The organism is Paenibacillus sp. CF095 (assembly GCF_900101225.1).
Classification (GTDB): domain Bacteria; phylum Bacillota; class Bacilli; order Paenibacillales; family Paenibacillaceae; genus Paenibacillus.
Genome location: NZ_FMZN01000004.1, coordinates 149,971 through 176,892 on the forward strand (window position 1 = coordinate 149,971; position 26,922 = coordinate 176,892).

Here is a 26,922-nt window from a genome sequence, read left to right on the forward strand (position 1 = left end):
ATCCATTTGGACGCACTTGCATACCTATGCTTTCTGGTACAACGCAATATCGAACACATCATCCGGGCGCAGGATGGTATCCACCAGCTTCCATTTGCTGCTGTCCGTCGCTCTCATCGGATAATTGAACAACGACTTCAATTGATCACCGTATCTCATGGCTACAACCACCTGTGCATTCGTCAGGGCATGCAGTTGATCAAGCAGCTCATATTTAGGGGCCACCGTAGAGCTGAAAATGATATGGGTTGCTTCCCTGGTATAATCCAGATTCTCCAGCAAGGTTGACTCCAAACGAATCTTCAAACCCGTGCCCAGTGTCTCCACCACTTTTCGCCCGAGTGTAATGGACTCTTCATCAATATCGATCCCGACAACCTGTGCACCTGTTCGCTTGGCGATGAGTAATGGTGTCATTGGGAATGAACCTGAGCCTACCAACAACACTCTGGAATCGGAGGTGACATGGAAGCTGCCGAATTCTTTATCGATACACTCTTCTATGTTTTTGAAGTAATCGGCAATCTGCACATCCCCGTTCTCTAACTTTAATGCACGATATTTCTCCATGATCGCCACACACTGGGCGGATTTATTTCTTAACTGCCACACAAGCGAATCAAGCTCTTCCAGCTCGGAATGCTCCAACTGTTCCCAGGCTGCCTTATTCTCCTGATCGGTCACAAAGCGGGAGTAGTCATTGATCACAGCTTCCAGCTCCGAACTATGCTGAATCGTATGATCATACTTGCTCGCGAGCTTATCAAATTTCTCTGCAAATTCACTCAAACATGTCTGAAAATGAACCAATGTGATCATTTCTTTTCCCCCAATACGTTGTCTCGATCATGTCATGTACCTCATGCGTTTATAACGCTCCATTCTGCTGGAGCATCTATGTAGGCTTTGCCCTGTGCCACGATGCCTACCGATCCCTCAATCGTAATGCTCCCAAGTTCTGCGCCATTCCACTCAGCTATCACTTTGATCGCACCACCGGGTTGCTTGATATACTGTGTAATCTCCCTCTGCTGGCTCCATGCAAGATAGGCTCCCACAGAGGCCGTACCCGAACCGCATCCTCTCTCCCACATCAGACTATCCAGCTCTGGAACATAGATGAGTGGGGCCATTTCTTCCAAGTGTGATTGATATAACAAGATACCGATCAGCTTATCTCCCAGGGTTAGTCCCAGTAACCTTGCAAGGGTCTGTGCCCTCTTTTTCATCGTATCGTCGAAGTCATCCACTTCAATCACGATATGGATGAACTCAGCGTACCGGATGATCACCATATCGAGCTCGATGCCTTCATATCGGATTGTTCGTTGTTCAATCTGCTTCGGAACCGGCATGGTTACCTGGCAGTTGTATTCGTTCTGCTGCTTCTTCACATGGCACATGATCAATTGATCGGTTCCGGAAACCTCCAGCATGATATCCATAGACTCCTGTTGTACCAGTACTGCTTCATATGCGAGGTGTGCTGCAAGTGCCATGCAGGCATTGCCACAGAACTCTCCTCCGGCCATTTCCAGACGGGCCACAGCTTCCGGTCTCCTCGTTGGTTCAATGAATCCCACTTGTTCAGCGTAAACGTTATCATACGACATTAGACGAGTTGCAATATGATTGTATTTCTCTGCTGCATGATCCGTTTTAACCAGAATCGTCATGTTTTGAGTGGGACTGAACTTGATAAAATCGATCTCCTGTTTCATCGAAGCGACTACTCCTGTTCTTCTTTTTTTATCTAATAGTAATTATTACGATTAAAGGTCGAGAAAAATATAGCACATCCTTTTGGGGAGCGTCAACAAATATTTCCATTAAAAAAAATAAAATTTAACAATACCTTTAGCTGCCCTTCCTGTAAGAAAACCCAAACAGAGCTGACGCTTTTGCGCCAACCCTAGCCATAACTACACCATATATTAAGATTCAACGACTCGTCGTCCCGAGACCGCTCTTATCAAAAAAATACGAAAAACGGTTGCCGTCGAACGGAACCGTTTCGATCTGGATATGACCCAGAGATTAACAATACTCATCACTCTTGATGTGCTTGCACATTGTGCAGTGCTTTCTCAGCCAGTGCAGCCAGAAGATGTGCTCCGAGCGGCAGTGCCTGTTCATCCACATCAAAGCCAGGGTGATGCCACTCGTGCGGGCCAGAGGTGCCCAGGAAGAGAAACAGGCCGGGAGCTTCTTTTTGATAAAAAGAGAAGTCCTCACCTGCTGGAGAAGGTAGCGGTCTAACACTATTCAATCCAATCTCACTTGCAACTTGCTCCGCCGCAGATACGAGAGACTCATCGTTGACCACGGCAGGTGGTCCCTGAATCCAGCGAACCGTAGCACGTGTGCCATAGGCTGCCGCAACACCCGCTACCACCTGATTGAAACGCTCGCGAATCCGTGCACGCACTTTCTCATCAAAGGTACGCACTGTGCCGTCGAGTATCGCTTCATCCGGAATAACGTTCCAGGCTGTGCCGCTGTGGAGCTTGGTGACGCTGATTACAGCACTCTCTTGTGCTCCCACATTGCGACTCACAATGGCCTGTAATGCCGTAACAATATGTGCGGCAACCACGATTGGATCAATGCCGGCTTCAGGCACGGCTGCATGGGTCCCTACGCCTTCCACTTTGACAACAAAACCGTCTGCTGCTGCCATCAATGCGCCTTCCCGAATGCCCACCGTACCTACCTGGAGATCAGGCTTGTTATGTAATCCAAATACCGCCCGAACATCGGACAATGCGCCGCTCTGGATCACTTGCCGAGCACCCGTTGCTTTTTCCTCCGAAGGCTGGAATATCAACCGTACTTTTCCCGGCAAACTGGACTCGCGCTGTTTCAGTAATCGTGCAGCACCAATCAGAATTGCCGTGTGTGCGTCATGTCCGCAAGCGTGCATCTTTCCATCTACCTGGGAGGCAAATTCCAGCTTAGTCTCTTCCTGAATGGGCAGCGCATCAATATCTGCTCTTAGGGCAACAACAGGTCCGTCCCCTTGGCCTACTTCAGCGACAAGCCCTGTCCTCAGCGCATATTCGTCTGCAATACGGACGCCTTCCTCTTCCAGCCAACTGCGAATGGCTGCTGTCGTCTCCTTTTCCTCGCCGGACAATTCCGGGTTGCGATGCAGATGTCGCCGAATGGTGATTAAACGTTCCGCAAATTCTTCCGCCCGTTCACCGTGAAGTTCATGCTCGGGGCCCTGTACTTGTTGCTCAGCCTGTTGTTTAGGCTGTTCCAGATCACTTTTCATCACATGGCCTCCCATTCATATATATTCACTGCTATATTAACTGCCTACTTCTATCCGATTGCAGCTTCCTGTTCCTTGGATTCCAGTGCAAATTCACTGAGTCCCTGCTCTGCCAGAATCTCACGCAACAATTCGAATGAACGAATTCGCTTGGCAAAGTCCCGTGTAGCTGTAGTCACAATGAACTCTTCCACGGCAAAATCCTGCTGGAACTTCAATAGTGCCTGACCTACGGTTTCTTTTGTACCCCGGGTCACACTTGGCTCCAGAATTTCGATCCGATAGGTTTCGTTTGATTGACGTCCGAATTCTTCCGCCTGCTCCACAGAACCAACGGTCAGCACCTTTCCACTCTCCAGATGAATCTTCACCAGCATATGCTCACTCGCAAGTCCTTCTGCTTCTTCCTCACTCTCGGCCACAATTAACGATATGGCTAATGCAGCGTAAGGCTCCCGTCCCTGGGAACGATCAAATTGTTCACGATATACACGGATCGCTTGAAGCGCTACCTCTATATTACTGTTAATGAACAGTGAAAAGACATATGGGAGTCCCAGTTCCGCAGCCATGCTTGCACTATCAACACTGGCTCCAAGTACGTACAGTTCCGCTGGAATGTCCGACACAGGCGAAGCGCTGAGACCTGCAAGTGGATGTGATGGATCTTCAAGCGGCTCATTGTGGATGTATCGTTTCACCTGAACAATTTTCTCTTGCAGAGATGCAGCTTCCTGAATACCTTCCTGTAACGCCTGTGTTGAACGGGGTAATCCACCTGGTGCACGACCGATTCCCAGGTCAACTCTTCCGGGTCCGAGCGCTGCGAGGATATTGAAATTCTCGGCGACTTTGTATGGACTATAATGCTGGAGCATTACTCCGCCAGACCCCAGCCGAATCCGCTTTGTATGCGCAAGCAAGTGGGAGATGAGTACCTCCGGGGAGGAACCTGCAACATGCCCGGAATCATGGTGCTCCGATACCCAGAACCGATGGAATCCAAGCTGCTCTGCCCGCTGTGCCAGCTCAATTGTATGCCGAAAAGCATCCACTGCCGTTTCCCCTTCATAGATAGGGGTCTGATCCAAAATGCCAACACGAATACTCATATCCTTCTCCTCCTTGATTGTGCTGAACCGCTGTTCTTGAATCTTACAAACAATCTATAACTGCCGCAGCAGTTCCCCGAAGGGCTCTGCCAATGGCGAATATTCTTCCTTTAACGTGACAACGCTGATCTGCAACGATACACCTGCTACCTCATGTACCTGAATGGGGAACAGCTCCTGATTCTGCACTTCCTTCTTCACCGTGAGTCCCGGGAGAAAGGCAATACCTGCCCCTTGCATAACCAGCTTCTTAGCCGTCTCCGAATTATCGACATGATATGTAATATTCGGCGGATGTTCCAGCGAGTCGAAAGCCCGGTGAATGCGAAGCCAGTCCAGTGAACCACATTCAAAAAAGACCAGTTGCTCATTCCGGATGGCTTCCATGCTGACATGCCCGCTCTCAATGAATGGATGCCCTTTGTACACATAGAGCTGGATCGGATCTTCATAAAAAGCAACCGTACGGATCGCAGGATGCATGACCTTGCGCACAAAAGCAAGATCGATCTCTTGACCAAGCAGTTTGGCAATCAGCTGATCCGTCGTTGCTGTCGTCAATTTGATGTTAATTTCGGGGTAAGCTTCCTTGATCTTGGGTAGAAAATCGGGAATAACATAGTTAGATACCGATACTGTACTACCGAGCCGAAGCGCATCCGGTGTTGATCGCCGTTGCTGAATCTTCTGCTTGCCCTTCTGAATCACTTGCAGCACTTGCTGCGCATATGGCAGGAATTTCCGACCTTCCTCTGTCAGCACGATTTGCTTGCCAAGCCGATCAAACAACTTACAGCCCAGCTCCCTTTCCAGTGACTGAATGCGAGCTGTGACCGAAGGTTGGGACAAGAAGAGTACTTCGGCAGCCTTATTGAAGCTTCCATAATGATTGATATATACAAATGCTTCAATATTCTCGATATTCATGAGCGCCTCCGTATCCACGTCCGCAGACGTTTGATCTTATATTGATTTATCCAATACATTTACTTGGTTTTATGATATCGTAATCCCATCCTTTTCCAGTGTCAATATCAATTCATCCAGCGAGCGATCCAGACGTGTAGTAATATCCGCCGAAAGCACAAATTTCCCATCATCCAATCGTTCGATTCCCTGATCCACAGCATACACGCCACCCAAGATATGTCTTCCACCAAGGGCTGCCAGTACAGGCTTCAATGCATAATCAATGGCGAGCAGATGAGCAATGGACCCACCAATAACGAGTGGAAGTGTCAACTTACACCGTAACCCTTCTTGTGGAATCAGATCCAGGAATAGCTTGAGCACTCCCGAGTAAGATGCCTTATATACCGGCGTAGCCACAATAACTGCATCCGCCGCTTCCACGACAGCAAGTGCATCACGAATGAATGAGCTGTCAAACCGGGCTAGCACCAGATCCTCAGCGGGCAGATCCACAACATGAATGACTTCAACGGTGATGCCTGCCTCCGTTAATTTCTGGCTGCTGTAATCCGTCAGACCTGTCAAACGCGAACGTTTGGAAGGTGATCCGGCAATAATGACAACATGTGACATAAAGTATTCCTCCTTGGGGTAGCGGTCAGGCCGCTCCTTTTACTTTGGGGTCCAGCCGATCGCGAATATCGTCTCCAATCAGATTAACCGCCAGTACAAACAAAGTGATCGCCAGACCCGGGAACGTACAGATCCACCAGGCAACCGTCAGATAACCTCTTCCTTGTGAGAGCAATGCGCCCCAATCCGGTATTTCCTTCAACACCCCAAGTCCCAGAAAACTGAGTCCGGAGCCCGTTAGAATTGATGTCCCTACGCCCAGCGTAGCCATGACCAGCAAGGGTGACAACGAATGTGGCAGTACATGTTTCCAGAAAATACGTGTATTGGAACCGCCCAGTGAACGTGTCGCTGTAATGAAAGGCAGACCTTTAACTGATATGACCTGCCCACGCATCACCCGTGCGTAGCCCGGAATGGAGGAAACCGCAACAGCCAGTGCAATATTCATCAGTCCTGGCCCGAGAGCAGCTGCAACAGATAATGCAAGCAGTACGCCGGGTACAGCCATCAGAATATCAACAGCCCGCATGGTGATGGTATCAACAATACCTCCGGCATAACCGGAGATAATACCAAGAGCACTGCCAACAATCCCGCCTACAAGTACCGAGGCGAATCCAATGAGCAATGAATCTCTGCTCCCATGCACAACCACGCTGAAGATATCCCTGCCAAAATAGTCCGTCCCGAACAGGTGCGCAGCAGAGGGAGCCTGCAGGATGGCATCCGTCATCATCTGAGTTGGATCATAGGGCGCAATCCAGCCTGGCACAATCGCACATGCCACGGTAAATACCACCACCAGTAATGCTGCATAAAAGAATAATCGGGATACCGCGAATGAAACGCGATAACGCCAAGGGCGGCGATTCCACAGACGGATACGTCCTACACTGCCCGCCCATGCTTTTTTGTCACCAGCCAAAGGTTTCATGCTCATGAGCACCAACTCCTCCTTTCATACTCCGCGTCAGGACACTTCTGACTGTTCCATCCAATATCATGTGCGGACTGCACGCCGAACCCGAGGATCAATGTACGAATACGAGATATCCACCAGCAAGTTCAAGACGACATAGATAATTGAGGTAAAAAAGACGACACCTTGCACCACTGGCAGATCCTTGGCCATTAGCGCATCTGCAATAATTCGGCCGATTCCTTGTCTGGAGAAAACGGTCTCCACCACCACGGTTCCAGCAAGCAGATCACCGATCAGCATGCCGATTACGGTTACGGCAGGGATCAGTGCATTACGCAGCGCATGGCCATACATGATGGCGCGCTCCGAAATTCCTTTGGCCCGTAAAGCCACGATAAATGGTTCATTGATCACTTCCAGCATGCTGTTCCGCACCATTCGTACGATAAACCCGGCACCAACGAGACCCAGCGTTGCTGCCGGAAGAACCAGTGAGCTGAATCCGTCGGAACCCATCGCAGGGAACCAGCCAAGCTGTACTGAAAATAACAGGATAAGCAGTATCCCCGTCCAGAAGGTTGGCATGGAGATACCGAACAGTCCAACGAGCCTGGCGACGAAATCAATCACGCCATTGCGATGGATCGCAGACAGTACACCAAGTGTAATTCCAATCGTGATGGCAATGATTGAACTGAGTGCGGTCAAAGCCAGTGTCGCTGGAAAATGTTCCAGTATTTTTGGCAAAACCGGATCCGAATTGATCATCGATTTACCGAAATCCCCACGCAGCATATCACCAAAATAGTTCGCAAACTGGATGTAAAACGGCTGATCCAGTCCAAGCTGAACCCGCAGATTCTCGATCATCTCCGGGGTAGCCGAGGACGGGTCCAGCATGAGTAGAACTGGATCACCCGGCAGGAGATACATGATGCAGTACACCAGCACCGAAGCTCCGAAAATAACCAGAAGCGATGTTGCGAGTCGTGACAGTATCGTTTGAACCATACCGGGATATCTCCTTCCTGAATCTGGATTGGTCGTTCCTGTTAGGGCTGAATGCGAACGTCGTTAAAGAGTGGATACCCCAGTGAATCAAACTTGATGCCTTCGACCTTTTTGGATGCTGCGACGGTGTACGGGAATACATAGATCGGCAGAATTACCGCTTGCTCAATCAGATATTGTTGAATCTGATTGTAGATCTCGACACGGTTATCCGCGTCACTCTCCACGGCTCCCTGCTCTAACAGTTCATCGATCTTCGGATCAGACAAACCGGATAAGGTCGGACGCTGGCCCTCTGCGCTCGTATGATAGAAAGCGTACAAGGCATTTGGATCAGAATTGACCTGACTGTTGCCATAGAGATCATAATCCCAGTTCTGATAGATAACCGTTGCCACGTCTTTTGTAATTTCTACTTCAACAGCGATACCAACCTGTTTCAACTGCTGCTGGATAATGGCGGCAATGTCATTACGTTTCTCGCGATTGGGCGAACCATCGACATAACGCAGGGTCAACTTCTGGCCGTCTTTTGCACGAATACCGTCAGCGCCTTTCACCCAGCCTTGTTCGTCCAGCAGCTGATTAGCTTTGTTGATGTCCGGATTGATGCTTCCTTCCAGCGATGCATCATAACCCAGGATTCCAGGAGACAGTGCAGACCACGCTCGTTCGTAGTTGCCCAGATACAATGTTTTGACAATCGATTCCACATCTACAGCGGATTGTACTGCCTGCCTTACTTTCACATCATCCCAAGGCGCTTTGCGCAGATTAAAGAAGAGTGTGTACGGCAGTCCAACCGTATTGGCCTGTAACAATTGCTGGTTCGGATCGTTTTTTAATGCAGCGATATTCTGCGGTGGAACCGTCTCGGCAGCGAGTACCTGATTACTCTGTACACTTCCGATGCGCGTCGCTTCTTCCGGTACAATCTTGAATGTGATCGTATCCACATGGGGCGCGGCTTTATTTTCAACCGTCTCAGGTCCCCAGTTGTAATCCTTGTTTTTGGCAACGACGATATCCGCATTTTCATCCCATTTCACAAAGGTATACGGACCTGTTCCCACCGGATTTTTACCCAGCTGGTCACCATATTTTTGAGCAGCTGTTGGGGATACGATCCCCAGAAGCGCCTGGCTTAAGTTGCCGAGAAAGGCTTGCGATGGTGATTCCAGATTTACCTTGATGGTATATTCATCAATGACTTCGGAGGAGCTATACGGTCTAATCAGGGCCAGAGAATTGGCAGCTTTGGTGGCCGGATCAATCACCCGGTCCAGATTGTATTTCACGGCTTCCGCATTAAAAGGTGTACCATCATGGAACTTCACGCCTTCACGCAGCTTGAACGTATAACTCTTGCCGTCCTCGGATACGCTCCATTCCGTGGCGAGCCAAGGTTTGACGGAACCATCAGGCAGCTGCACGACCAGATTGTCGTAGATCGTTCGGATGGCGCGTACTGTTACGGCAAGCCCACTGCGATGAGGGTCTAGTGTGTCCGGTGAAGTCGCGAGTGCAAAAGTCAGGTTGCCTCCTTCAGCTTGCCCGGCCTGCCCCCCGCCTGATGCTTGTGCCGTACTGTTCGTGCTGCCTCCCGCCGCTCCGCAACCGGATAATACCATCACCAATACTGCTGCCAATGCCATATATTTCATCCATGAGATAGACCTGTTCATATCGCTTCCCCCTCTGTGTATACAGGTGTCATTAAATTGATGTTTATACCAATACTCTATATATCCTATGAGTTAAGTTGGTTTTAAGATAGTGTGAATCGTAGTAATTGCTTTTTTTACGGTTGGAGAAAACAGCAGACAAAATCAGATACTCGTTCGCTCCCTATCCGTCATGCCAAATCAGATACAACTTGCTTCTTCGCAGCCGTATAACGGTTAACCGGAATCTGTACCCCAAGATTCCCCCGCAATGTATCGTGTTCATAGTCCGAACGATACAGACCGCGTTCTTGCAGAATTGGAACAACCAGTTCCACAAAATCAGACAATCCACTTGGCAGCTCAGAAGCAATAATGAAACCATCTGCTGCTTCCGTCTCAAACCATTCCTGAATCTTGTCAGCGACCTGCTCTGGTGTGCCCAGGAATTTGCTGCGTGGTGTTGCTGCCCGCAGAGCCACTTCACGCAAGGTCAATCCCTGCTCTTTGGCATCCTTCTTGATCTTGTCGGTTCCACTGCGGAAACTGTTGCTTCCAATGCCATTCAGCTCCGGGAACGGTTCATCCAGCGGATATTGGGAGAAATCATGGTGTTCGAAGAAACGTCCCAGATAATCCAGCGCTTTATCAATGGTAACCAAGCTCGCAATCTCCTGATATTTCTGTTCCGCTTCCTCTTCGGTCTGTCCAACAATGGGATTGATGCCTGGCAGAATAACAATATCCTGTGCAGAACGTCCATAGGAGGCCGCCCGTGTTTTGACATCCTTATAGAATGCCTGTGCATCTTCAATCGTATCGTGTCCGGTAAAGACAGCATCCGCTTCTTGCGCCGCCAGCGTTTTGCCATCTTCCGATGAACCTGCCTGGAAAATCACCGGCTGTCCTTGCCGTGAACGGGCAATATTGAGCGGCCCTTGTACGGAGAAAAACTCTCCTTCATGATTAAGCGTGTGCAGCTTGGATGGATCGAAGAATACGCCGCTCTCTTTGTCTCTTACAAAGGCATCATCTTCCCAAGAGTCCCACAACCCTTTGGTTACCTGTAAATATTCTGCGGCAATGCGATAACGTTCCGGATGCGAAGGGTGACTGCTCTTACTATAGTTCTTCGCTGTACCTTCCAGCGGAGAAGTCACAACGTTCCAGCCTGCACGGCCATCGCTGATCTGATCGAGGGAACCGAACTGTCTGGCTACGGTGAACGGATCACTATAGGATGTTGAGAGGGTACCCACCAGTCCAATGCGTGAAGTAACGGCAGCCAAAGCGGAGAGGATACTGATTGGTTCGAAGCGATTCAGGAAATGCGGAATGGATTTCTCGGTAATATACAGACCGTCTGCGATAAAGACCAGATCGAACTTGCCTTCCTCCGCTTTCAGTGCCTGACGTTTGTAAAATCCAAAGTTAACGCTGGCATCCGACAGAACCTCCGGGTGTCTCCATGTGGTGTTGCTTCCTCCAACCCCATGAATAATGGCTCCAAATTTCAAACTGCGTTTCGCTGTCATATGCACTCCGCCTTCCTTGGATTAGAATCTTCAAAAGAATGATCAAGGGCCAACTGAACTGATTACGTATGCGAAATAACTTAAAAGTTAACTATTCCTATGAGTTTGGTTTGTTTTAATTTCACAAATCTTATCACTGCCCCGTAAAAGGGTCAACAGCGTGACTAATAGATTTTTTCTATATGAACATTGAAGATGTAAATAAGACCATTTACATCCCAAGTGAGCCATAACTTATGAACGTTCCAGCTGCTGTACAAATGCGATCTTGCATCATGCAACAGCCGGAACGGCTTGCTTCAAAGGTATATATTAACTCCCGTTAGACTGCTGTCGCTTCGTCCGTTCGTGCCAGAAGTTCCGCCAGCTTCTCCAGATCAGGTTCCAGCAAGGCTTCAAATTTGCCGTCCCCTCCCACTTCAATAACGGGTACATGCCGAATGCCATATTTTGCTTCAAGCACATCACGCAACACGTCATTTCCCTGCACTTCAATGTTCTCAAAAGGCTGGTTTCGCTCTGTCAGAAATGCTTTCACTTCCCCGCAGAAATGACAGCCTGTTTTGCTCCACAGCACGACTTTTTTGGTTGATGATGACATCGACATACCTCCTGATTGGTTTTAAGATCAAGGTCTGGGTGATTAACTATGAACGCCCTAGACCTTCAATTCCCATCTGATAAATAAGAATTATGGCTCTAAATGTACTCCTGCGCCCTTCCTGCGTCAATGGATCTGCTAATAGAATAAACCTATAACCAAATAGAAAGATTAAATTATAAATTTGAAAGATGGCTTATTTTACAGGAATGAATCGCTCTGCTTCAGTAGTCTAGCTAACAACTCATATGTAATATTCGGATGCGGAATGAATCAGAGCGATTACACAGGGTACCGCTACATTTTCCATTCCGCATCATACTGCTAATCTGGATAAACAGATCGCCTGACATTACAGATCTGGGTTCAAGAGCTGAGGTGGGGCAATAATGGGCCATCCTTCTTCCATCGAATCCAGTTGGTCTGCAGACACGCTGACAATATGCCCAGAATGTACACCCCAACGTTCTGCCGCATAGACCGAAACAAATCGTCTCCGCTTGTCTCCGCTGATCTGATATCGAATCTCGGGTGCATCCACTGCGGCAACAATACTTCCTTCTGCCCAGCCATTGTGAGAACCATGAACCGCTGTCGTATGCACCTGTTGTGATTCCCTCGGCCATCCTTGCACGTCCCCCGCTGATATCAGTGCTTCTCCGGCAGGAATGGCGAGCAGGTCCGGCTTGGCAACCTGAACAGGTGATATTCCACGCGGTACAGGGATGTTCAGCTTACGTCGCCGACCGCCGGTTAAAGTATAGACATCACCTTTGGCATCGGACAGGAACGAACCTTCCGGGTAGAAGTCATAACTGTGTCTGAACTGTAATGCTGGATCTTGGCTACCCTGCGTTGAGATTCGCTGACGCGGATCCATTGGGTTTGTGTCACCATCCTCTTGTTGACCGGATGGGGTACCAGAGGTTTGTTGTCTAGCCAAGCGGGAGGTTTCGGCAACCAGCGCATGGGGATCTCCCCACTTTTGGCTATAAAACTGCTCGTTATCCTTATTCACTACAGCAAAGTCTTGCTCACCCAAGGCTTTCATACTGACACTTCCGAAGTGGTGGATAAAGGCATCCCCGGCTACCGCAAGCTGGTATCCTGCCAGCTTCACCCGGATGATCCAGTCATCATCTTCGAAATTGCCCACCGCGTACCCTTCGTCCAGATAACCTACCCGTTCCAGCAGCTCCCGTGAGAACAACCAGCAGAACCCGACCAGGCGATCGGTTATTCGATGTTTGTCTGCATCCGGACGATTATGTGTGGCTGCAAAAGACCACATCTCTTCTACCTCACGGTACGGAACCTGAATCTGCTGATCCCCGCCAATATAGTTGGTCACCGGACCCACCACACCAATCTTCGGATCACTGGCAAGACAAGTCATCATGTTATCCAGCCAGCCTGGAGTAACGAGCGTATCGTTGTTCAGCACGATGATATGTCGACCTCTCGCCATCATCAGCCCATGATTGACACCTCCGGCAAACCCCCGGTTCTTATCCAGGGCAGCCACCCTCACCATGCCGCCTTTGCGGAGCATGGCCTCGGCAGTTCCATCCTTGGAGGCATTATCCACGACAATGATTTCGAAAGGGGCAGGGGTATGCTTTTCGATACTGGACACACATTTCAGCACATACTCCCGCTGATTGTACGTGGGGATAATAATGCTAACTCCTTCAAAAACAAGACCAAACGAGCTCTGTCCCTGGCGGACACCTTCGTTGTATCCTCTGGTATACCCCTGTTTGTAGAGCCTCGCGCCTTTGGCTGTGCGCCTGCTTTTGCCTTTACGTCTGGATTTCCGCATTGAGCGACGACCTGCTGCATGCAGGACTGCCATATCAGATCGCGAGACATCGTGCTGTGTGGCACGGCGTGCCGCTTTTTTTTCATTGCTTATGCTGCCATTCCGGTTGTTTTCACTGCGGCTGTTGTCACTGCGAGTGCTGATATTTGGAATGATGTTCAGATGACTGTGACCCTTTCGACGGACGACGTTTCGAGCCTTAACCTTGTTGCTGCGGCTATGACGTTCTTCCCCGCGCTGTTGATCGGGTGTGCTCATGTTGCTCCCTCCATTTCCACTTGTCCGTGAGGCCAACACGCACATAACCAGCCCCCGGACGGTCCACTAGAGTTGAAGCTCTCCTGTTACCAGTTTGTCGGCCAAATGTCCAAAATCCAGAGCGACCTTGCCGAGTTCACCTGCAATTCGCCGACACAGAATGACCGCCGGAATTCCCGCCGCCACCAACGCGATATCAAAAGCATGTTCTGCGGTTTGTTGCATCACCCTCGGTATATCCATAACTCCTGCTACAGAACCAATGATGCCTGTGACATGAATCCCTCGGTTATGCAGCAGTGCCGCAAGCTCTGGTGCCTGGCTGCCTATGAGCAGAACCCGCCGTCCTTGCAGCAAGGGCAACACCAGGCCGGACTGATGCAGACTGTAATTGATCGTGGAACTGGTCAATTTCAGCCGGGACCAGTCGATCCCGAAGTGGCGCAATACCGGGAATAACAGCCCCTGGAATGTCGGCGCCCGCGAGATCGGCACGCCAACCCAGTCGGCGGCCTGTATGGCTTCCGCAAGCATCGCGCGGATGTCGGGGGTTGAGCATGGCACCCCTGCATAGGGCAGAAACGGTGCCAGCTCCTGCACTTCCTGGCCTGGCAGCACCGTATCGGCTGCCAGCGTGAGCAGTTCGCCATCTCCGAGGCGAACGACAGACAAGGGGCGCTGCGCATCCAGCGCCGCCGTGATGTGTCCAGCCATCTCATGCGGGCTGGACAGCCGGGTCAGGCTGGGCGCGTATTGGCGGAATCCCGCCGCGATCAGATCTGCCGCCGCCACGGCAGGCAGAATGTGATCCGGCGGGATGTGCTGCGCCACCAGCGCCTCCCCGCCGGCGAATACGCCGTCGCGGTAGCCCTCGGCGTAGCCGCCGGGCACGGCCTCCGCCTGCACTGCGTGCTCCGCGGGCGGAGGCGGCAAACCCTTCGCGCTGCCCGCATTCGCGCCGGCAGCGCCTCCCCGCCCTGCGGGGGCGACACCCTTCGGGTGTGTCGCCTGGCGCGGGGCGGGGCCAGCACCGCTGGCAGGCATCGCCTGTGGCGTGCTGGCTTGCGGTGCTGGCATGGGCGCACGGCGCATCGCCGTGCGCTGCTTGGCGCGGGCAGCGGCACGCCGGCCCCGCGCTGATGCAGGCCTGCGCCCAGCAGTGGCCTGGCGCAGACCGGCTTTGCCTTTGCCGGTGCGGCTGGCTTTTGCCGCTTTGCTCGCGCTCGCAGAGCCAGCTTTGCCTGCTCTGCCAACAACACTGCCTGTGCTGCTCGCTTTCCTTGCACGGACCTTATGCGATGCGCCGGCAGATGTACCCGCTTTGGTCAGGGTACTACGTTTCCCTGACTTCACACCTCTGACTCCAGCAGACCCTGTATCTGCTGCTGCCGGAGTGCCACTGCCCATAAATACGGCCGGGTGGATGCCCCGGGGTTTACCTGACACGGTGGCCCTAGCAGCCCCGTTGCGTGTCACTACTCTCACGCCATTCCCTCCTTTGGCATGCACGAGGATTGTCGCTGCGCAAAGCGCCGGAGCATCCTTCCAGCTCCGGCGCAGAGTGTTCTGCTCCCATGGGGCACCGCACAGCGGCAGCATCAGTCGCATATATTTTAGGGCAATTGTCCTTTCATACGGACAGCTGCTTCCTGAAGGGATTCAAATGTACCTGCATCACTCCAGTATTTCTGCAAAATGTCGTATTCAAGCCCTCCAGCAGATGCGTAGTGATTATTCACATCCGTAATTTCAAGTTCTCCGCGCGCAGACGGCGCAATGTTGCGAATCAGGTTAAATACATGATCGTCATACATGTATATGCCCGTCACACAATAAGAGGTTTTCGGCTGGCTTGGCTTCTCCTCAATGTACGAGATTCGCTCTGGATGCTTTGGATCAAAAACAGGCACCCCGTAACGTCGTGCATCATCCACCTCTTTGAGCAGAACTCGCGCTGTACCAGCAGGCTGCTGCATGTAACGGTCCACATAAGGCTTCAGATCATCGCTGAAGAGATTATCACCGAGAAGCACTACAAATTTTTCGCCAGGAAGAATAAAGGAAGTTGCCAGGTCCAATGCTTCTGCAATCCCGCCTGCCTTTTCCTGAATGCGATAAGTCAACTTCACCCCATGATCCGCTCCGCCACCAAGATACTCTGTGTATAAGCCGGCGGAATGTTTGTTGATCACAATCAATAGTTCATCAATGCCTGCCTGGCGGAGCCTGTCGATGCCATACATAATCATCGGATGTTTACCGACTGGAAGCAGATGTTTGTTAATGAGCCGGGTCAGCGGATACAGTCTAGTTCCTGTTCCGCCGGCAAGAATTACACCTTTCATTCCACGTTCCCTCCTTCATCGGATATGTCCATATATTCAAGCGGATCGACATGCCATTTGTTCATAAAAATCGAACGATTACGCTCAAGCAGCTGTTTCCACGCTACCGGATCTGTCTTCTGGAAGCTGGCACTTCCCTGATGATGCACGAGAACATCTCCACATACCAGCAGGCGATATCCCTGCAATCTTGCTCTATAACAATAATCGTCATCCTCATAGTGTCCCGGAGAATATGCCTCGTCAAGCAGTCCAACCGATTCCACGACATCTCGTTTCATCAGCATGCACAGACCAACGATCCGGCGTACTTCCCTCCACCTTGAAGAATCCGCAATATTATTGGAATTGGCCAACTCCTGAAAATGTTCCATATCCCGAAACTGCAGTTCAATCTGCTGGATGCCGCTTGCATAATTCGTAACAGGACCCGTGATCCCAATACTTGCGTCACTGTACAGAGCCGTTCGCAGGTTCTCCAACCAACGGGGCGTGACCGTAACATCATTGTTCAACAGCAACAGCTCATCCCCGCAAGCTGCACGAAGTCCAGCGTTACACGCTGCCGGAAACCCCCGATTGTCCGGGAACCTTACAAATCGAATTCGCTCCAGCGCACAATATTCAGCCGTTCCATCCGTCGAACCGTTATCTACCACGATAATTTCATATGACGCAGGATCGCCCGAGTATTGACGTATGGCATCGATGCAGGGCCTGATCAGATCCAGACCATTGTAAGTTGGGATAATCATACTCGTCAGTGTCATTAGGCGTTCCTCCTGTAAGCCACTTCTACGCGGGAGAGTGTATGTGCCTGGGCTGGATTCCAACCTGTACCCAGCAATGTAGCCAGTGCCTCCAGATGATCTCCGATGATCAATTTGGCGACATCATTCCCACTTCCCGTGTTACCAGGACGCAACCGATTGGAACGAATAACATCCACCTGACTTGGTGCCGAGACGTTCATTCCATGCTGAATAGCTAGACTTTGTGCCTTAGGTGGAACGGCCAGTGATGCTGGCTTCACGGTCTGAATCATACGACGAGATAATGCATGAGGCACGGCTGTCATGGAATTGGAACCAAGATCTGCCCTGCCTAATGTTCGGTTCAGATATGCTTTGATCCGGCTCACCTCATCCTGCCCGGCAAACGCAGGAAGCAAAGACGTCAGATTATTCAACGCCACATCCTGTCCCTGATCAACCGCGAACAGAAAGGGTGCAAGTTGTTCAGCCGAGACGACCATATCTCCATCCACAAAAAGTACCGTCTCCGCATCCGTCATCTTGGCTCCAAGTGCCCGGCCCACATCATGTCCTGCCCGATCCGGTTCATAGATTACTGTAAGTCCCGGCTGCCTTAGTACCTGCTTCAAACTGTCATCTGTCGTTCCATTCAGTACCACAATAATATCCGTCAGAGGCAACCGCTTTAGTTGCAATAACACCTGCCCCAGTGTGTGTTCCTCATTACAGGCACAGACAACGGCAGCAGCCGAATGACGAAGAGGTAGCGGCACGATCTGGAATGAATGTCCCGAGGCCTGAGTATAACCCTGCATAAATGCCTTACCTGCCTTCAGAGCTAGCTCGAAGTTGTTTAGCTCCCCAACGTTCGCCGCGTGTGCATTCCACACGAGACGTGCGTGTTTTTCTGATACTGTGTTGTTTGCCTTTGCCTCGCTTCCTGCAACTTGCCCCACTTTCCACATCAAGTGCAGATCTACTTGGCCAGACTTTACTCGGCTTCTTCTTGTTTTTTGAATATCTACATGTTTCTTGTTCCTAAGACGCTTGTTCATTACTGTTCTTCCTGCTGTCGTTTGTCTATTTGCTGTCCGCCTGCGGCGGACAACCCCTGAACGTCCCTTCATTTCCTCACCTCCAGCATGCTGCATCATCCGATGCGACATGCTTACCTCGCCAAGTTGCGAACACGTTTCAGATCGGTATAACCTCCGCGAGGACCGAGCGTATCCGTAATCCACTTAATCGCTGCCATATGATCATTGAGTACCACTTGACTTAGCGGATCAGCTCCGCTTCGCTTTTTGATTCGTACTGCATTCATTCTACCCACAGGTACGTGATGAACAGCGCGTACCCGAAGTCCGCCGATCACTGCCTTGGCTTGTGCGAGTGGCGGAACTTCCAGTGAGGATATCCCTATGACCTCAAGTCCTTTTCGGCTTATTGCATGTGGAATAGCTGTCATAGATGCCCCCCGGAGATCGGATCTTGCGAGTATGCTGTTCAACATGTGTTTGGCCTCCACTACCGGATGAACGGGATGATGAGTGACCGGCCCATGGTAGTCGTTAAGCGCCACATCCGTTCCCTTCAGCACAGCCTTCACGTAAGGTGCGAGGTGCTCTGCGGGAATTGCGATATCGGCATCAGTAAATAACAATACCTGACCGCGCGCCTCCGCTGCGCCTACTTTTCGTCCTCCATCATGCCCCAGCGCTTCTGCATACGTGAGCACTCGTGCTCCAGCCCGTTTGGCTGCTTTAGCCGTACCATCTGTTGAACCATTCACAACGACAAGCACTTCAGCATCACGGCATATCCGCAGCGCTTCACGTACAACTGCACCAATCTTTTTCTCCTCATTCATAGCAGGGATAATGACCGAGAGTATCGGTCGCTGAGAAACATCCCTGTGTGAAGGAGCATCACTCATGCCATTTTCCGCTCCATTCTCTACTCTATCCTCAGCCTGTGACATCAGCTGTTTGGATGGAATAACGAACGTATAGGCCTTTGTACCCTTTTTGTGTCCAGACTTCCATCTTCGTTTCTTCAGCACTGTTTTTCTTCGTGTCACATTGGATCGGGTTGCATAACGTGCTGTGGTACGGGTTTTGCGCAACAGTTTCACCTCCCGCATTCGATCATCGGCATGCCAAGGGAGTACACGTTATTCTATGTATTCGTGGAGCAGTGGAAACGGCGTTTGTCCTTGCACTAAGCAGGTTCTCTCTGTGATCACGAGGGTACAGGCCTTGCTTTTAGACAAAATACGTCAAAATATGTGAAAAACGCTACCTCTCCCCTACTTCAGACACAATTTTAGCAAAAATCTAAATTTGTATCTTTTCCAAAGTTTTACATTGTGATAATATACGTTCCAAGCAGTTTTATTTACAAAAATAACCTTGTGGTGAACATAAGTTCCCATATATTTTTTAAATCAATTTATTGACCTTAGGTTGATTAGATTATGACCTCATTCGCAGAACCTGTAAGCAGATACATTTTACTCTTGAGAGGAGTGATGCCGTTCAGAACACACTGCCTTTGTCATTTACGCAAACCCGGATTGAACACCCCAGTTTTCCGTGAACGTATCTTCTACCTGCGCAATTGGACAACCCCCGGCTTTCTGAAAGAGGAACACAATAGACGATTAAACCTTCGGGCTGAACTGAATAAACGGTTATCCTTTTCGTTTGGTGTCGTGCTTAACACTTCCCGAGCTAAGGCCAAGCCAATTTTGTTCCAATCGTTTCTTGTCTCATTCCACGCTTCAGGTTCAGCCCCACGCTCCGCGCTGCCCAAGTTGCAGACGGAATTCCAACCGAGACTGGCATGAACATTTTCCAACCAAAAAATAAGTTTAAGAATGGGAGAGTTTACTATGAAATTCGCTAAAGTTATGCCAACAATTCTTGGAGGAGCTCTTTTGCTCGCTTCCGTATCCTCTGCTACTGCAGCTCCAGTGTCTGATCAATCCATTCCACTTCAGGCCCCTTATGCCTCTGAGGAGGGTATTCCATTGAACAGTGGAACAGATGACACCATCTTTAATTATCTTGGACAGCAGGAACAATTCCTGAATTCCGATGTGAAATCCCAGCTCAAAATTGTCAAAAGAAACACAGATACATCTGGTGTAAGACACTTCCGCCTGAAACAGTATATTAAAGGTATCCCGGTTTATGGTGCAGAACAGACGGTCCACCTGGACAAAACCGGAGCCGTGAGCTCCGCACTTGGCGATCTTCCACCGATTGAAGAACAGGCCATTCCGAATGATGGTGTAGCCGAGATCAGCGGAGAAGACGCGATCCGTATTGCAACCGAAGAAGCAACCTCCCGGATTGGAGAGCTTGGTGCCGCGGAAATCACACCTCAAGCTGAATTGAACATCTATCATCATGAAGAAGATGGTCAGACGTATCTGGTTTACATTACGGAAGTAAACGTACTGGAACCAGCCCCTCTACGGACCAAATATTTCATTAACGCAGTGGATGGCAGTATCGTATCCCAGTTTGACCTCATTAACTTCGCCACCGGAACAGGTACAGGTGTGCTTGGAGATACCAAAACCCTGACAACCACCCAATCCGGCAGCACCTTCCAACTGAAAGACACCACTCGCGGCAATGGCATCCAAACGTACACGGCGAACAATGGCTCCTCACTGCCTGGTAGCTTGCTCACAGATTCGGATAATGTATGGACCGATCGTGCAGGTGTAGATGCTCACGCTCATGCGGCTGCTACGTATGATTTCTACAAAAACAAATTCAACCGTAACGGTATTAATGGTAACGGATTGTTGATCAGATCAACCGTGCACTACGGCTCCAATTACAATAACGCCTTCTGGAACGGGGCACAGATTGTCTTTGGTGACGGAGATGGAACGACGTTCCGATCCCTGTCTGGTGATCTGGATGTTGTGGGCCATGAATTGACACATGGTGTTATTGAATATACAGCCAATCTGGAATATCGCAATGAACCAGGTGCACTCAACGAAGCCTTTGCCGATATTTTCGGTAATACGATCCAAAACAAAAACTGGCTGCTCGGTGATGATATCTACACACCTAACATTCCAGGAGATGCGCTGCGCTCCCTCTCCAACCCTACATTGTATGGTCAACCTGACAAATACAGCGATCGCTACACAGGCACACAGGACAACGGCGGTGTTCATATCAACAGCGGTATCATCAACAAAGCCTATTACCTTGCTGCTCAAGGCGGAACACATAATGGTGTGACTGTTACCGGAATCGGCCGGGATAAAGCGATTCAAATTTTCTACAGCACACTGGTGAACTACCTGACACCAACGTCCAAATTTGCCGCTGCCAAAACAGCTACCATCCAAGCAGCCAAAGATCTGTACGGAGCGAATTCTGCTGAAGCTACTGCCATTACCAAAGCGTATCAAGCTGTAGGCCTGTAAAATCTTATTTTATTGTGGTTGAACTTATAATGTACTCATCCTAATGGTAACAAAACGTTCAGACACCCCTCACCGTCCGAACGGATTAAGCTTATATCAACCAAAAGCGGTGTCCCGGACAACTCTGGACACCGCTTTTGTCATTTTTGTATTACAGATACAACAACCGGCACTATTCTTGCGAAGGTCCCGCAGCAATCCATGACAACAACCCGTACGTATGCTTGCAATCTGCCGTACGTGACACCTCAAGTACCGCTTCGTCCTCACTCTGCGAGAGCAGGGAGATTTGGAATCCCCGATCATTGCTCATGCCCACAATCACATAATGTTCTGAAGCAAATGATTCTTCAAAAACAACCGTTACCTCTGTGCTTACTTCACTCTCTGGCAGTACAAAAGCTTCCATTCCGAATTGTTGCACAACCGGTTGTTTACTTACGCTGCGAACGGGCTGGAAGGCCAGATGGTTGGCCTGAACTGCCCCCGATTGCAACTGGCTGCTGCCCACGGCATCATCACACAGATGCTCCTGTGTAATCGATTGTTTACTTAACATAAGCTCCGTAATTTCAGCGATCTCCTGTGACCGTTCAAGCTGTGGTTGCTGAGCCTGATCTGCCTGATCCGCCTGATCTGTCTGCTCTGTCGTGAACAAAGCTGCCGGTGGTTCGCCAAGCTGATCTGTTTGGGATATCAGCTCTTGTTGTTGCTCCAGACCAGCACTCGGTAATGCCTCGACGATTACCTGCTGTGATTGCTGTACACCTTCATTTTCTGGTTGAAGCAATCCCTCTTGTCTTTTGATAGCTGCCAGTTGCTCCAGCGTTTCTCCACTGAACTGACGAATCGCATTCCATATCTCTTCGCTCAAATGCGCTGGACCTACAATCCCCGCATTCAAGTGATTAGAGGTAATACTCTGCTCACTCAGTTTGCTGCCGTTCACGCTGCCATCGGCCAATTTGGCACTTGTGACAGACCCATTTTGCAGATGAACCCCGCTTACTGCTTCCTCTTCCAGATGAGTTGTGCGAATACTGCGTTCTTGAATATGATCAGCATGTATGGTTCCATCCTGAATATGACGAGTTTGCACACTTTTGTCTGCTATGTGGACAGCCGATACCGCACCTTCAAGCAATTTATTACCGTTTACACTGCCGTCAGCCATTTTGGCACTTGTTATGGAACCATTGTGCAGGTGAATCGCACTTACCGATTCCGCTTTGAGGTGGGAGATCCCAATGCTTCGCTCTTGAATATGGTCAGCATGTATGGCTTTCTCTTGGATATGACGGGATTGCACACTTCCATTGGCAATATGGATATCCGACACCGCATCTTCAAGCAGTTTGTCGCTGCTCACACTGCCATCCGCCAGTTTGGCACTCGTTACGGACCCATCTTGCAGATGAATCTCACTTATTGCTTCCTCCTCCAGATGGGACGTACCAATGCTATGCTCCTGAATATGATCAGCAAGGATCGCTCCTGCCTGGATATGGCGAGTTTGCACACTTTCCGATGCGATATGGCTCCCCAATACAGCATCTTCGAGCAATTTGCTGCCGCTAATGCTACCATCAGCCAATTTGGCACTTGTGACGGACCCATTTTGCAGATGAACCGCACTTACTGCTTCCTCTTCCAGATGGGCTGTGCCGATGCTTCGCTCCTGAATATGATCAGCTTGAATGGCTCCTGCCTGAATATGCCCGGATTGCACACTTTCCGATGCGATATGAATCCCGGATACCGTACCTTCGAGTAACTTGCTGCCAGTTATACTACCATCCGCCAGTTTGGCACTCGTTACAGATCCATTTTGCAGGTGAATCGCACTTACTGCTTCCTCCTCCAGATGGGTTGTGCCGATGCTCCGCTCCTGAATATGGTCAGCATGAATGGCTCCTGCCTGAATCTTACTGGATTGTACACTATCGTCTGCAATGTGGATCTCTGATACTGCTCCTTCAAGCAACTTGCTGCCGGTTACACTGCCGTCGGCCAACTTGGTACTTGTTACAGATCCATTTTGCAGATGAATGGCAGTTACTGCTTCCTGTTCCAAGTGAAGCATGCCAATACTGTGCTCCTGAATATGGTCAGCAAGGATTACTCCTGCCTGGATATGGCGGGATTGCACACTTTCAGAGGCGATATGGATTCCTGACACCGCATCTTCGATCAACTTACTGCCGGTTACACTGCCGTCGGCCAGTTTGGCACTGATGACAGACCCATTTTGCAGGTGAATCGCACTTACTGCTTCCTCCTCCAGATGGGTTGTGCCGATGCTCCGCTCCTGAATATGGTCAGCATGAATGGCCCCTGCCTGAATATGCCCGGTTTGCACACTTTCGGACGCAATATGAGCACCCGATACGGTTCCTTCAAGCAATTTGCTGCCGTTTATACTGCCATCCGCCAGTTTGGCACTTGTTACAGATCCATTTTGCAAATGAATCGCACTTACAGACTCCTCATCCAGATGAACTGAGCCAATACTGCACTCTTGAATATGATCAGCAAGGATTGCTCCTTCTTGGATATGACGGGTTTGCACACTTTCATTGGCAATGTGATTAGCCGATACGCTTCCTGCGGCTAATTTGCTGCCATCCACACTACCCGTTGCTAGTTTGGAGCGTGTTACAGATTCATCCTGCAAAATAATCGTACTTACCGCTTCTTCTTCCAGATGAGATGTTCCGATGCTGCGTTCATGGATATGATGAGGAAGAATCTCACCATCTTGAATATGACGGGAATGCACAGCTCCTTGCTGCAGGTGAACAGCACTTGTCGACTCTGCCTGAAGATGCAAACCACTGATCAAACCTGGCTGAAGGTGAGCTGCTGTAATGGATAAAGGTGCCAGATGGTCTGTTTCGACAGATCCGGGTGCCAAGTGATGCGATGTGACCACCTGTTCAGCAATATGCTCCTCATGAATGATGTCTGGCTTCAGATGCTGTGAGCTCACTACTTGAGTCCCCAAATGATCAGATTTCACGCTGCCTTCAGCCAGATGGACGGATTGTACAGCGGATGGCTGCAAGTGCTCGCTACCTACAGCAGCCTGTTGCAGTTCTGTTCCGGATACCGAGTCTGCTGTCAAATGGTCCGCACTTATGGAGCCATGCCGAAGTTTGTTGCCGGTAATACTGCCATTAGCAAATAATTCCGGTGAGCGTATCTCTTCCGACAAATGTTCCAGTGAAACGGAATGCTGCTTCAGGTGATACCCACGAATGGTTCCTGCTGGAATATGTTTGGCGTTAATACTCTCTGCCATAATCTTGGAAGAAGTCACGCTACCGTCTGCCAGTTTAGCCGACGTGACAGCAAAATCCGCCAGTTTATCTGTGGCAACACTTTCTGGTGAGAGCTTGGGGGAAGTAACCGCATGATCTGTTAGATGAGGCGGAAAAATGGACCCGCCAGCCAGCTGGGCTGAAGTTACACTATCAAGAGCCAATTTGTCAGTTGTGACCGCGGCCCGTGCAATCGCATCCGTTTCAACACTGCCCGGCTGGAGATGAGGTACACCTACGGCATGTTCTGTCAGATGTTCTGATTTCACTGCATAAGGTCTCAGGGCCTCGGAACCCACGCTGCCTGGAGCCAGATGTGTACCTGTGACTCCACCACTCGCAAGATGCGAGGATATAACACTTCCCGGGGCAAGCGCTCTGCTACTTACCGATGCCGTTCCAAGCTTTTCTGTTGTCACACTTCCATCCGCGAGTTTAACGTCTGTAACGGCAGCATCCTGCAATTCATACGTACCCACGGCCGACTCTGCAAGATGCCGCTCACACACCACGTCGTCTGCGAGAGCATCTCCAGACACACTTCCGGCAGATAGATGAGTTGCCTCGATGCTTCCACTTGCAATGTGAATGGAGTGAATTGCGGAATTGTCCACATGTACCGGTGTGATTCCCCGATTCGCAATGTGTTCCGCACGAATGGACCCCTTGGCAAGATGTTTACCTTGTACGGCTTCATCCGCAATTTTGGAAGAAATGACGCTCTGATCAGAGATCTTGGATGCCGTAATAGACTGCTCCAGCAATTTTGCTGTTCCCACAGACTGGTCTGCCAGTTTGCTGCTGGTTACTGCACCTTCCGTCAAATGCTCATTGCCCACTTCTCCATTGCCAATCTGCTCCTTGCCAACGGAATGAGCACGAATCTGACTTGATCCGATTGAACCGTCCAGTAGATGTCTTCCAGTTAATGAACCCTCAGCTAAATGTCTTGTTTGTATGGATCCATCCTCTATCTGGTCACTTCCAATACTGCCATTTAATAGTTGTGAACGACCGACAGACCCTTCTGCCAGATGTGTCTGTTTAACAGCACCTGCCTGAATATGGTGAGACTCGATGGAGTGTTCTTCGATTTTGCTGCCTGTGACAGCAGCTTCCCGAATTTTGGATGTAGTCACTGCATCGTCAGCCAGTTTGGAGGTATTCACAGCTCCTCCCGTGAGATGCCTTGTATCCACGCCGCTAATCGCGATCTTGTCTCCAGTTACGGCATGATTCTTGATTAATTCTTCCGTTACCAGCATGCGGCTGAGATGTCTTGTGCTGATGGAACCGTCGGCAATTTTGGCCGAATCGATGACCTGGTTGCCAAGCTTCTGAGAAGTAATACTGCCATCTCTGATTTTCTCACCGGCAATAGAAGCATTTCGTATTTTATTACCAGACACAGAGCCGTCAATCAGGTGCTCCTCAGATACAGACGCTTCCGCTAGTTTCGCCGAAACAATGGCCCCGTCTGCAATGTGAATGCTGGTCACCGCATAATCCTGCAATGCTTCACTGCCGACCGCATCCGGTTTCAGCTTGGAAGCATCCACAGAGAAAGGAGCCAACTTGCTCTCCGTAACAGCAAATTCACTCAAGTCGTCCGTGTAGATGTAGTGTCCGGTATGACCCGGCATCTGGTTTTGGTTCAAGATTTGCAGCCGATCCTTGCTTGTTATCTCCTGCTTGTTGATGTCCTGCTCTTCTTCCAGAGCAACCGGAGCCACGCTGCTAACCTGAATCTGCTTTTCCGAGCTATCTTGTGTCTCAACTTCCTTGCGATCAGACTCTACGGGTTCCGACTTGATTTTGGCTTCGATCTCTAGCTCTTCCAGCTCGTTTGTTGAAGCAGGTAGCTCCGTTGATTCGAATAGGAATTCTTCCGACTCCTGAACAGCTCTCGAATCCCTTTTATTCGTATTCAAGCGTTCTTCCCTATTCACAGTGAAACCTGAGTTCATCTTATCTGCCCGGCGATCAGTCAGTTCCAATTCCTTAAATTTCGGGCTCACATGCCGCAGTTTCGGCGTCGGGACCTTCTTTTTGCCATTTTTACTCATGCAGCTTGCTCCTTCCTCTAACGTTCGTCTCCGGCATCATATGCTTCCATATGGGCATCTGCCACTTCATTTATGACTTTTGCGGATTCCAGAGCACGAATGTACAGGCGTCAAGACAGGAACGTTCGATGATCTCCGTGGAAATAGGCGTGTCAGGGCTGCAGAGGAAAGGCGGCTGTCCACGCCCCCGTCCCAGTCATGTCATAGGATATTATGTCTAGGTCGTG

General features: G+C 50.0%; 20 protein-coding genes. 2 read left to right on the forward strand and 18 right to left on the reverse strand.

Translation table 11 applies throughout. The features are described 5' to 3' along the window. Nucleotides 1-24: 24 nt before the first annotated feature. From BLS69_RS25210 to BLS69_RS25290, 17 genes are all read right to left on the reverse strand, one after another. Nucleotides 25-819, reverse strand: a complete 795-nt coding sequence (locus BLS69_RS25210; protein ID WP_091037778.1) for a class I SAM-dependent methyltransferase — start codon at nucleotides 817-819, stop codon at nucleotides 25-27. 41 nt (nucleotides 820-860) lie between these two features. Continuing rightward, entirely contained in the window at nucleotides 861-1,721 is an 861-nt protein-coding gene (locus BLS69_RS25215; RefSeq protein ID WP_091037780.1) for a histidine racemase CntK family protein, read from the reverse strand. Nucleotides 1,722-2,050: 329 nt separating this feature from the next. Continuing rightward, nucleotides 2,051-3,277: an amidohydrolase gene (locus tag BLS69_RS25220; protein ID WP_256332426.1), complete on the reverse strand. Its 1,227-nt coding sequence runs from the start codon at nucleotides 3,275-3,277 to the stop codon at nucleotides 2,051-2,053. A 50-nt stretch (nucleotides 3,278-3,327) separates the two neighbouring features. Next, complete coding sequence (locus BLS69_RS25225; protein WP_091037781.1) at nucleotides 3,328-4,389, reverse strand: LLM class flavin-dependent oxidoreductase; 1,062 nt, start codon at nucleotides 4,387-4,389, stop codon at nucleotides 3,328-3,330. A gap of 54 nt (nucleotides 4,390-4,443) precedes the next feature. Beyond that, nucleotides 4,444-5,316, reverse strand: a complete 873-nt coding sequence (locus BLS69_RS25230; RefSeq protein ID WP_017692495.1) for a LysR family transcriptional regulator — start codon at nucleotides 5,314-5,316, stop codon at nucleotides 4,444-4,446. Between the two features lie 69 nt (nucleotides 5,317-5,385). Further along, entirely contained in the window at nucleotides 5,386-5,934 is a 549-nt protein-coding gene (gene ssuE / locus BLS69_RS25235; protein ID WP_091037783.1) for an NADPH-dependent FMN reductase, read from the reverse strand. A gap of 25 nt (nucleotides 5,935-5,959) precedes the next feature. Next, complete coding sequence (locus BLS69_RS25240; protein WP_091037784.1) at nucleotides 5,960-6,877, reverse strand: ABC transporter permease; 918 nt, start codon at nucleotides 6,875-6,877, stop codon at nucleotides 5,960-5,962. Nucleotides 6,878-6,937: 60 nt separating this feature from the next. Beyond that, a complete protein-coding gene (locus BLS69_RS25245; protein WP_091037785.1) occupies nucleotides 6,938-7,870 on the reverse strand; it encodes an ABC transporter permease in 933 nt (310 codons plus the stop codon). 41 nt (nucleotides 7,871-7,911) lie between these two features. Next, nucleotides 7,912-9,555, reverse strand: coding sequence for an ABC transporter substrate-binding protein (locus BLS69_RS25250; protein ID WP_091037786.1), 1,644 nt, complete (start codon nucleotides 9,553-9,555; stop codon nucleotides 7,912-7,914). Between the two features lie 170 nt (nucleotides 9,556-9,725). Continuing rightward, nucleotides 9,726-11,069 (reverse strand): LLM class flavin-dependent oxidoreductase, encoded by a 1,344-nt coding sequence (locus BLS69_RS25255; RefSeq protein ID WP_091037788.1) that lies wholly within the window; start codon nucleotides 11,067-11,069, stop codon nucleotides 9,726-9,728. Between the two features lie 322 nt (nucleotides 11,070-11,391). Then, on the reverse strand, nucleotides 11,392-11,670 hold the full coding sequence (locus tag BLS69_RS25260; RefSeq protein WP_091037789.1) for a glutaredoxin family protein: 279 nt from the start codon (nucleotides 11,668-11,670) through the stop codon (nucleotides 11,392-11,394). A 352-nt stretch (nucleotides 11,671-12,022) separates the two neighbouring features. Next, complete coding sequence (locus tag BLS69_RS25265) at nucleotides 12,023-13,750, reverse strand: glycosyltransferase family 2 protein (protein WP_256332428.1); 1,728 nt, start codon at nucleotides 13,748-13,750, stop codon at nucleotides 12,023-12,025. Nucleotides 13,751-13,816: 66 nt separating this feature from the next. Beyond that, on the reverse strand, nucleotides 13,817-14,656 hold the full coding sequence (locus tag BLS69_RS25270) for a GT-D fold domain-containing protein (RefSeq protein WP_256332429.1): 840 nt from the start codon (nucleotides 14,654-14,656) through the stop codon (nucleotides 13,817-13,819). Between the two features lie 707 nt (nucleotides 14,657-15,363). Beyond that, nucleotides 15,364-16,095: a sugar phosphate nucleotidyltransferase gene (locus BLS69_RS25275; RefSeq protein WP_036605812.1), complete on the reverse strand. Its 732-nt coding sequence runs from the start codon at nucleotides 16,093-16,095 to the stop codon at nucleotides 15,364-15,366. Next, complete coding sequence (locus BLS69_RS25280; RefSeq protein ID WP_091037791.1) at nucleotides 16,092-16,865, reverse strand: glycosyltransferase family 2 protein; 774 nt, start codon at nucleotides 16,863-16,865, stop codon at nucleotides 16,092-16,094. Before BLS69_RS25280 ends, BLS69_RS25275 begins: the two co-directional genes overlap by 4 nt. Further along, nucleotides 16,865-17,977 (reverse strand): glycosyltransferase family 2 protein, encoded by a 1,113-nt coding sequence (locus BLS69_RS25285; protein ID WP_176873017.1) that lies wholly within the window; start codon nucleotides 17,975-17,977, stop codon nucleotides 16,865-16,867. The genes BLS69_RS25280 and BLS69_RS25285 overlap by 1 nt, the downstream gene beginning before the upstream one ends. Before the next feature lie 41 nt (nucleotides 17,978-18,018). Then, on the reverse strand, nucleotides 18,019-18,975 hold the full coding sequence (locus BLS69_RS25290) for a glycosyltransferase family 2 protein (protein WP_091037795.1): 957 nt from the start codon (nucleotides 18,973-18,975) through the stop codon (nucleotides 18,019-18,021). 405 nt (nucleotides 18,976-19,380) lie between these two features. Between BLS69_RS25290 and BLS69_RS31975 the strand changes: the two genes are divergently transcribed. Further along, complete coding sequence (locus tag BLS69_RS31975) at nucleotides 19,381-19,698, forward strand: hypothetical protein (RefSeq protein WP_143023630.1); 318 nt, start codon at nucleotides 19,381-19,383, stop codon at nucleotides 19,696-19,698. Between the two features lie 45 nt (nucleotides 19,699-19,743). Beyond that, nucleotides 19,744-21,309 carry a M4 family metallopeptidase gene (locus BLS69_RS25295; RefSeq protein ID WP_091037797.1) on the forward strand — a complete coding sequence of 522 codons (1,566 nt, stop codon included), beginning with the start codon at nucleotides 19,744-19,746 and terminating at the stop codon, nucleotides 21,307-21,309. Nucleotides 21,310-21,481: 172 nt separating this feature from the next. Here the strand turns inward: BLS69_RS25295 and BLS69_RS25300 are convergent, their stop codons facing one another. Continuing rightward, nucleotides 21,482-26,695 carry a WIAG-tail domain gene (locus BLS69_RS25300; RefSeq protein WP_091037799.1) on the reverse strand — a complete coding sequence of 1,738 codons (5,214 nt, stop codon included), beginning with the start codon at nucleotides 26,693-26,695 and terminating at the stop codon, nucleotides 21,482-21,484. Nucleotides 26,696-26,922: the final 227 nt, after the last annotated feature.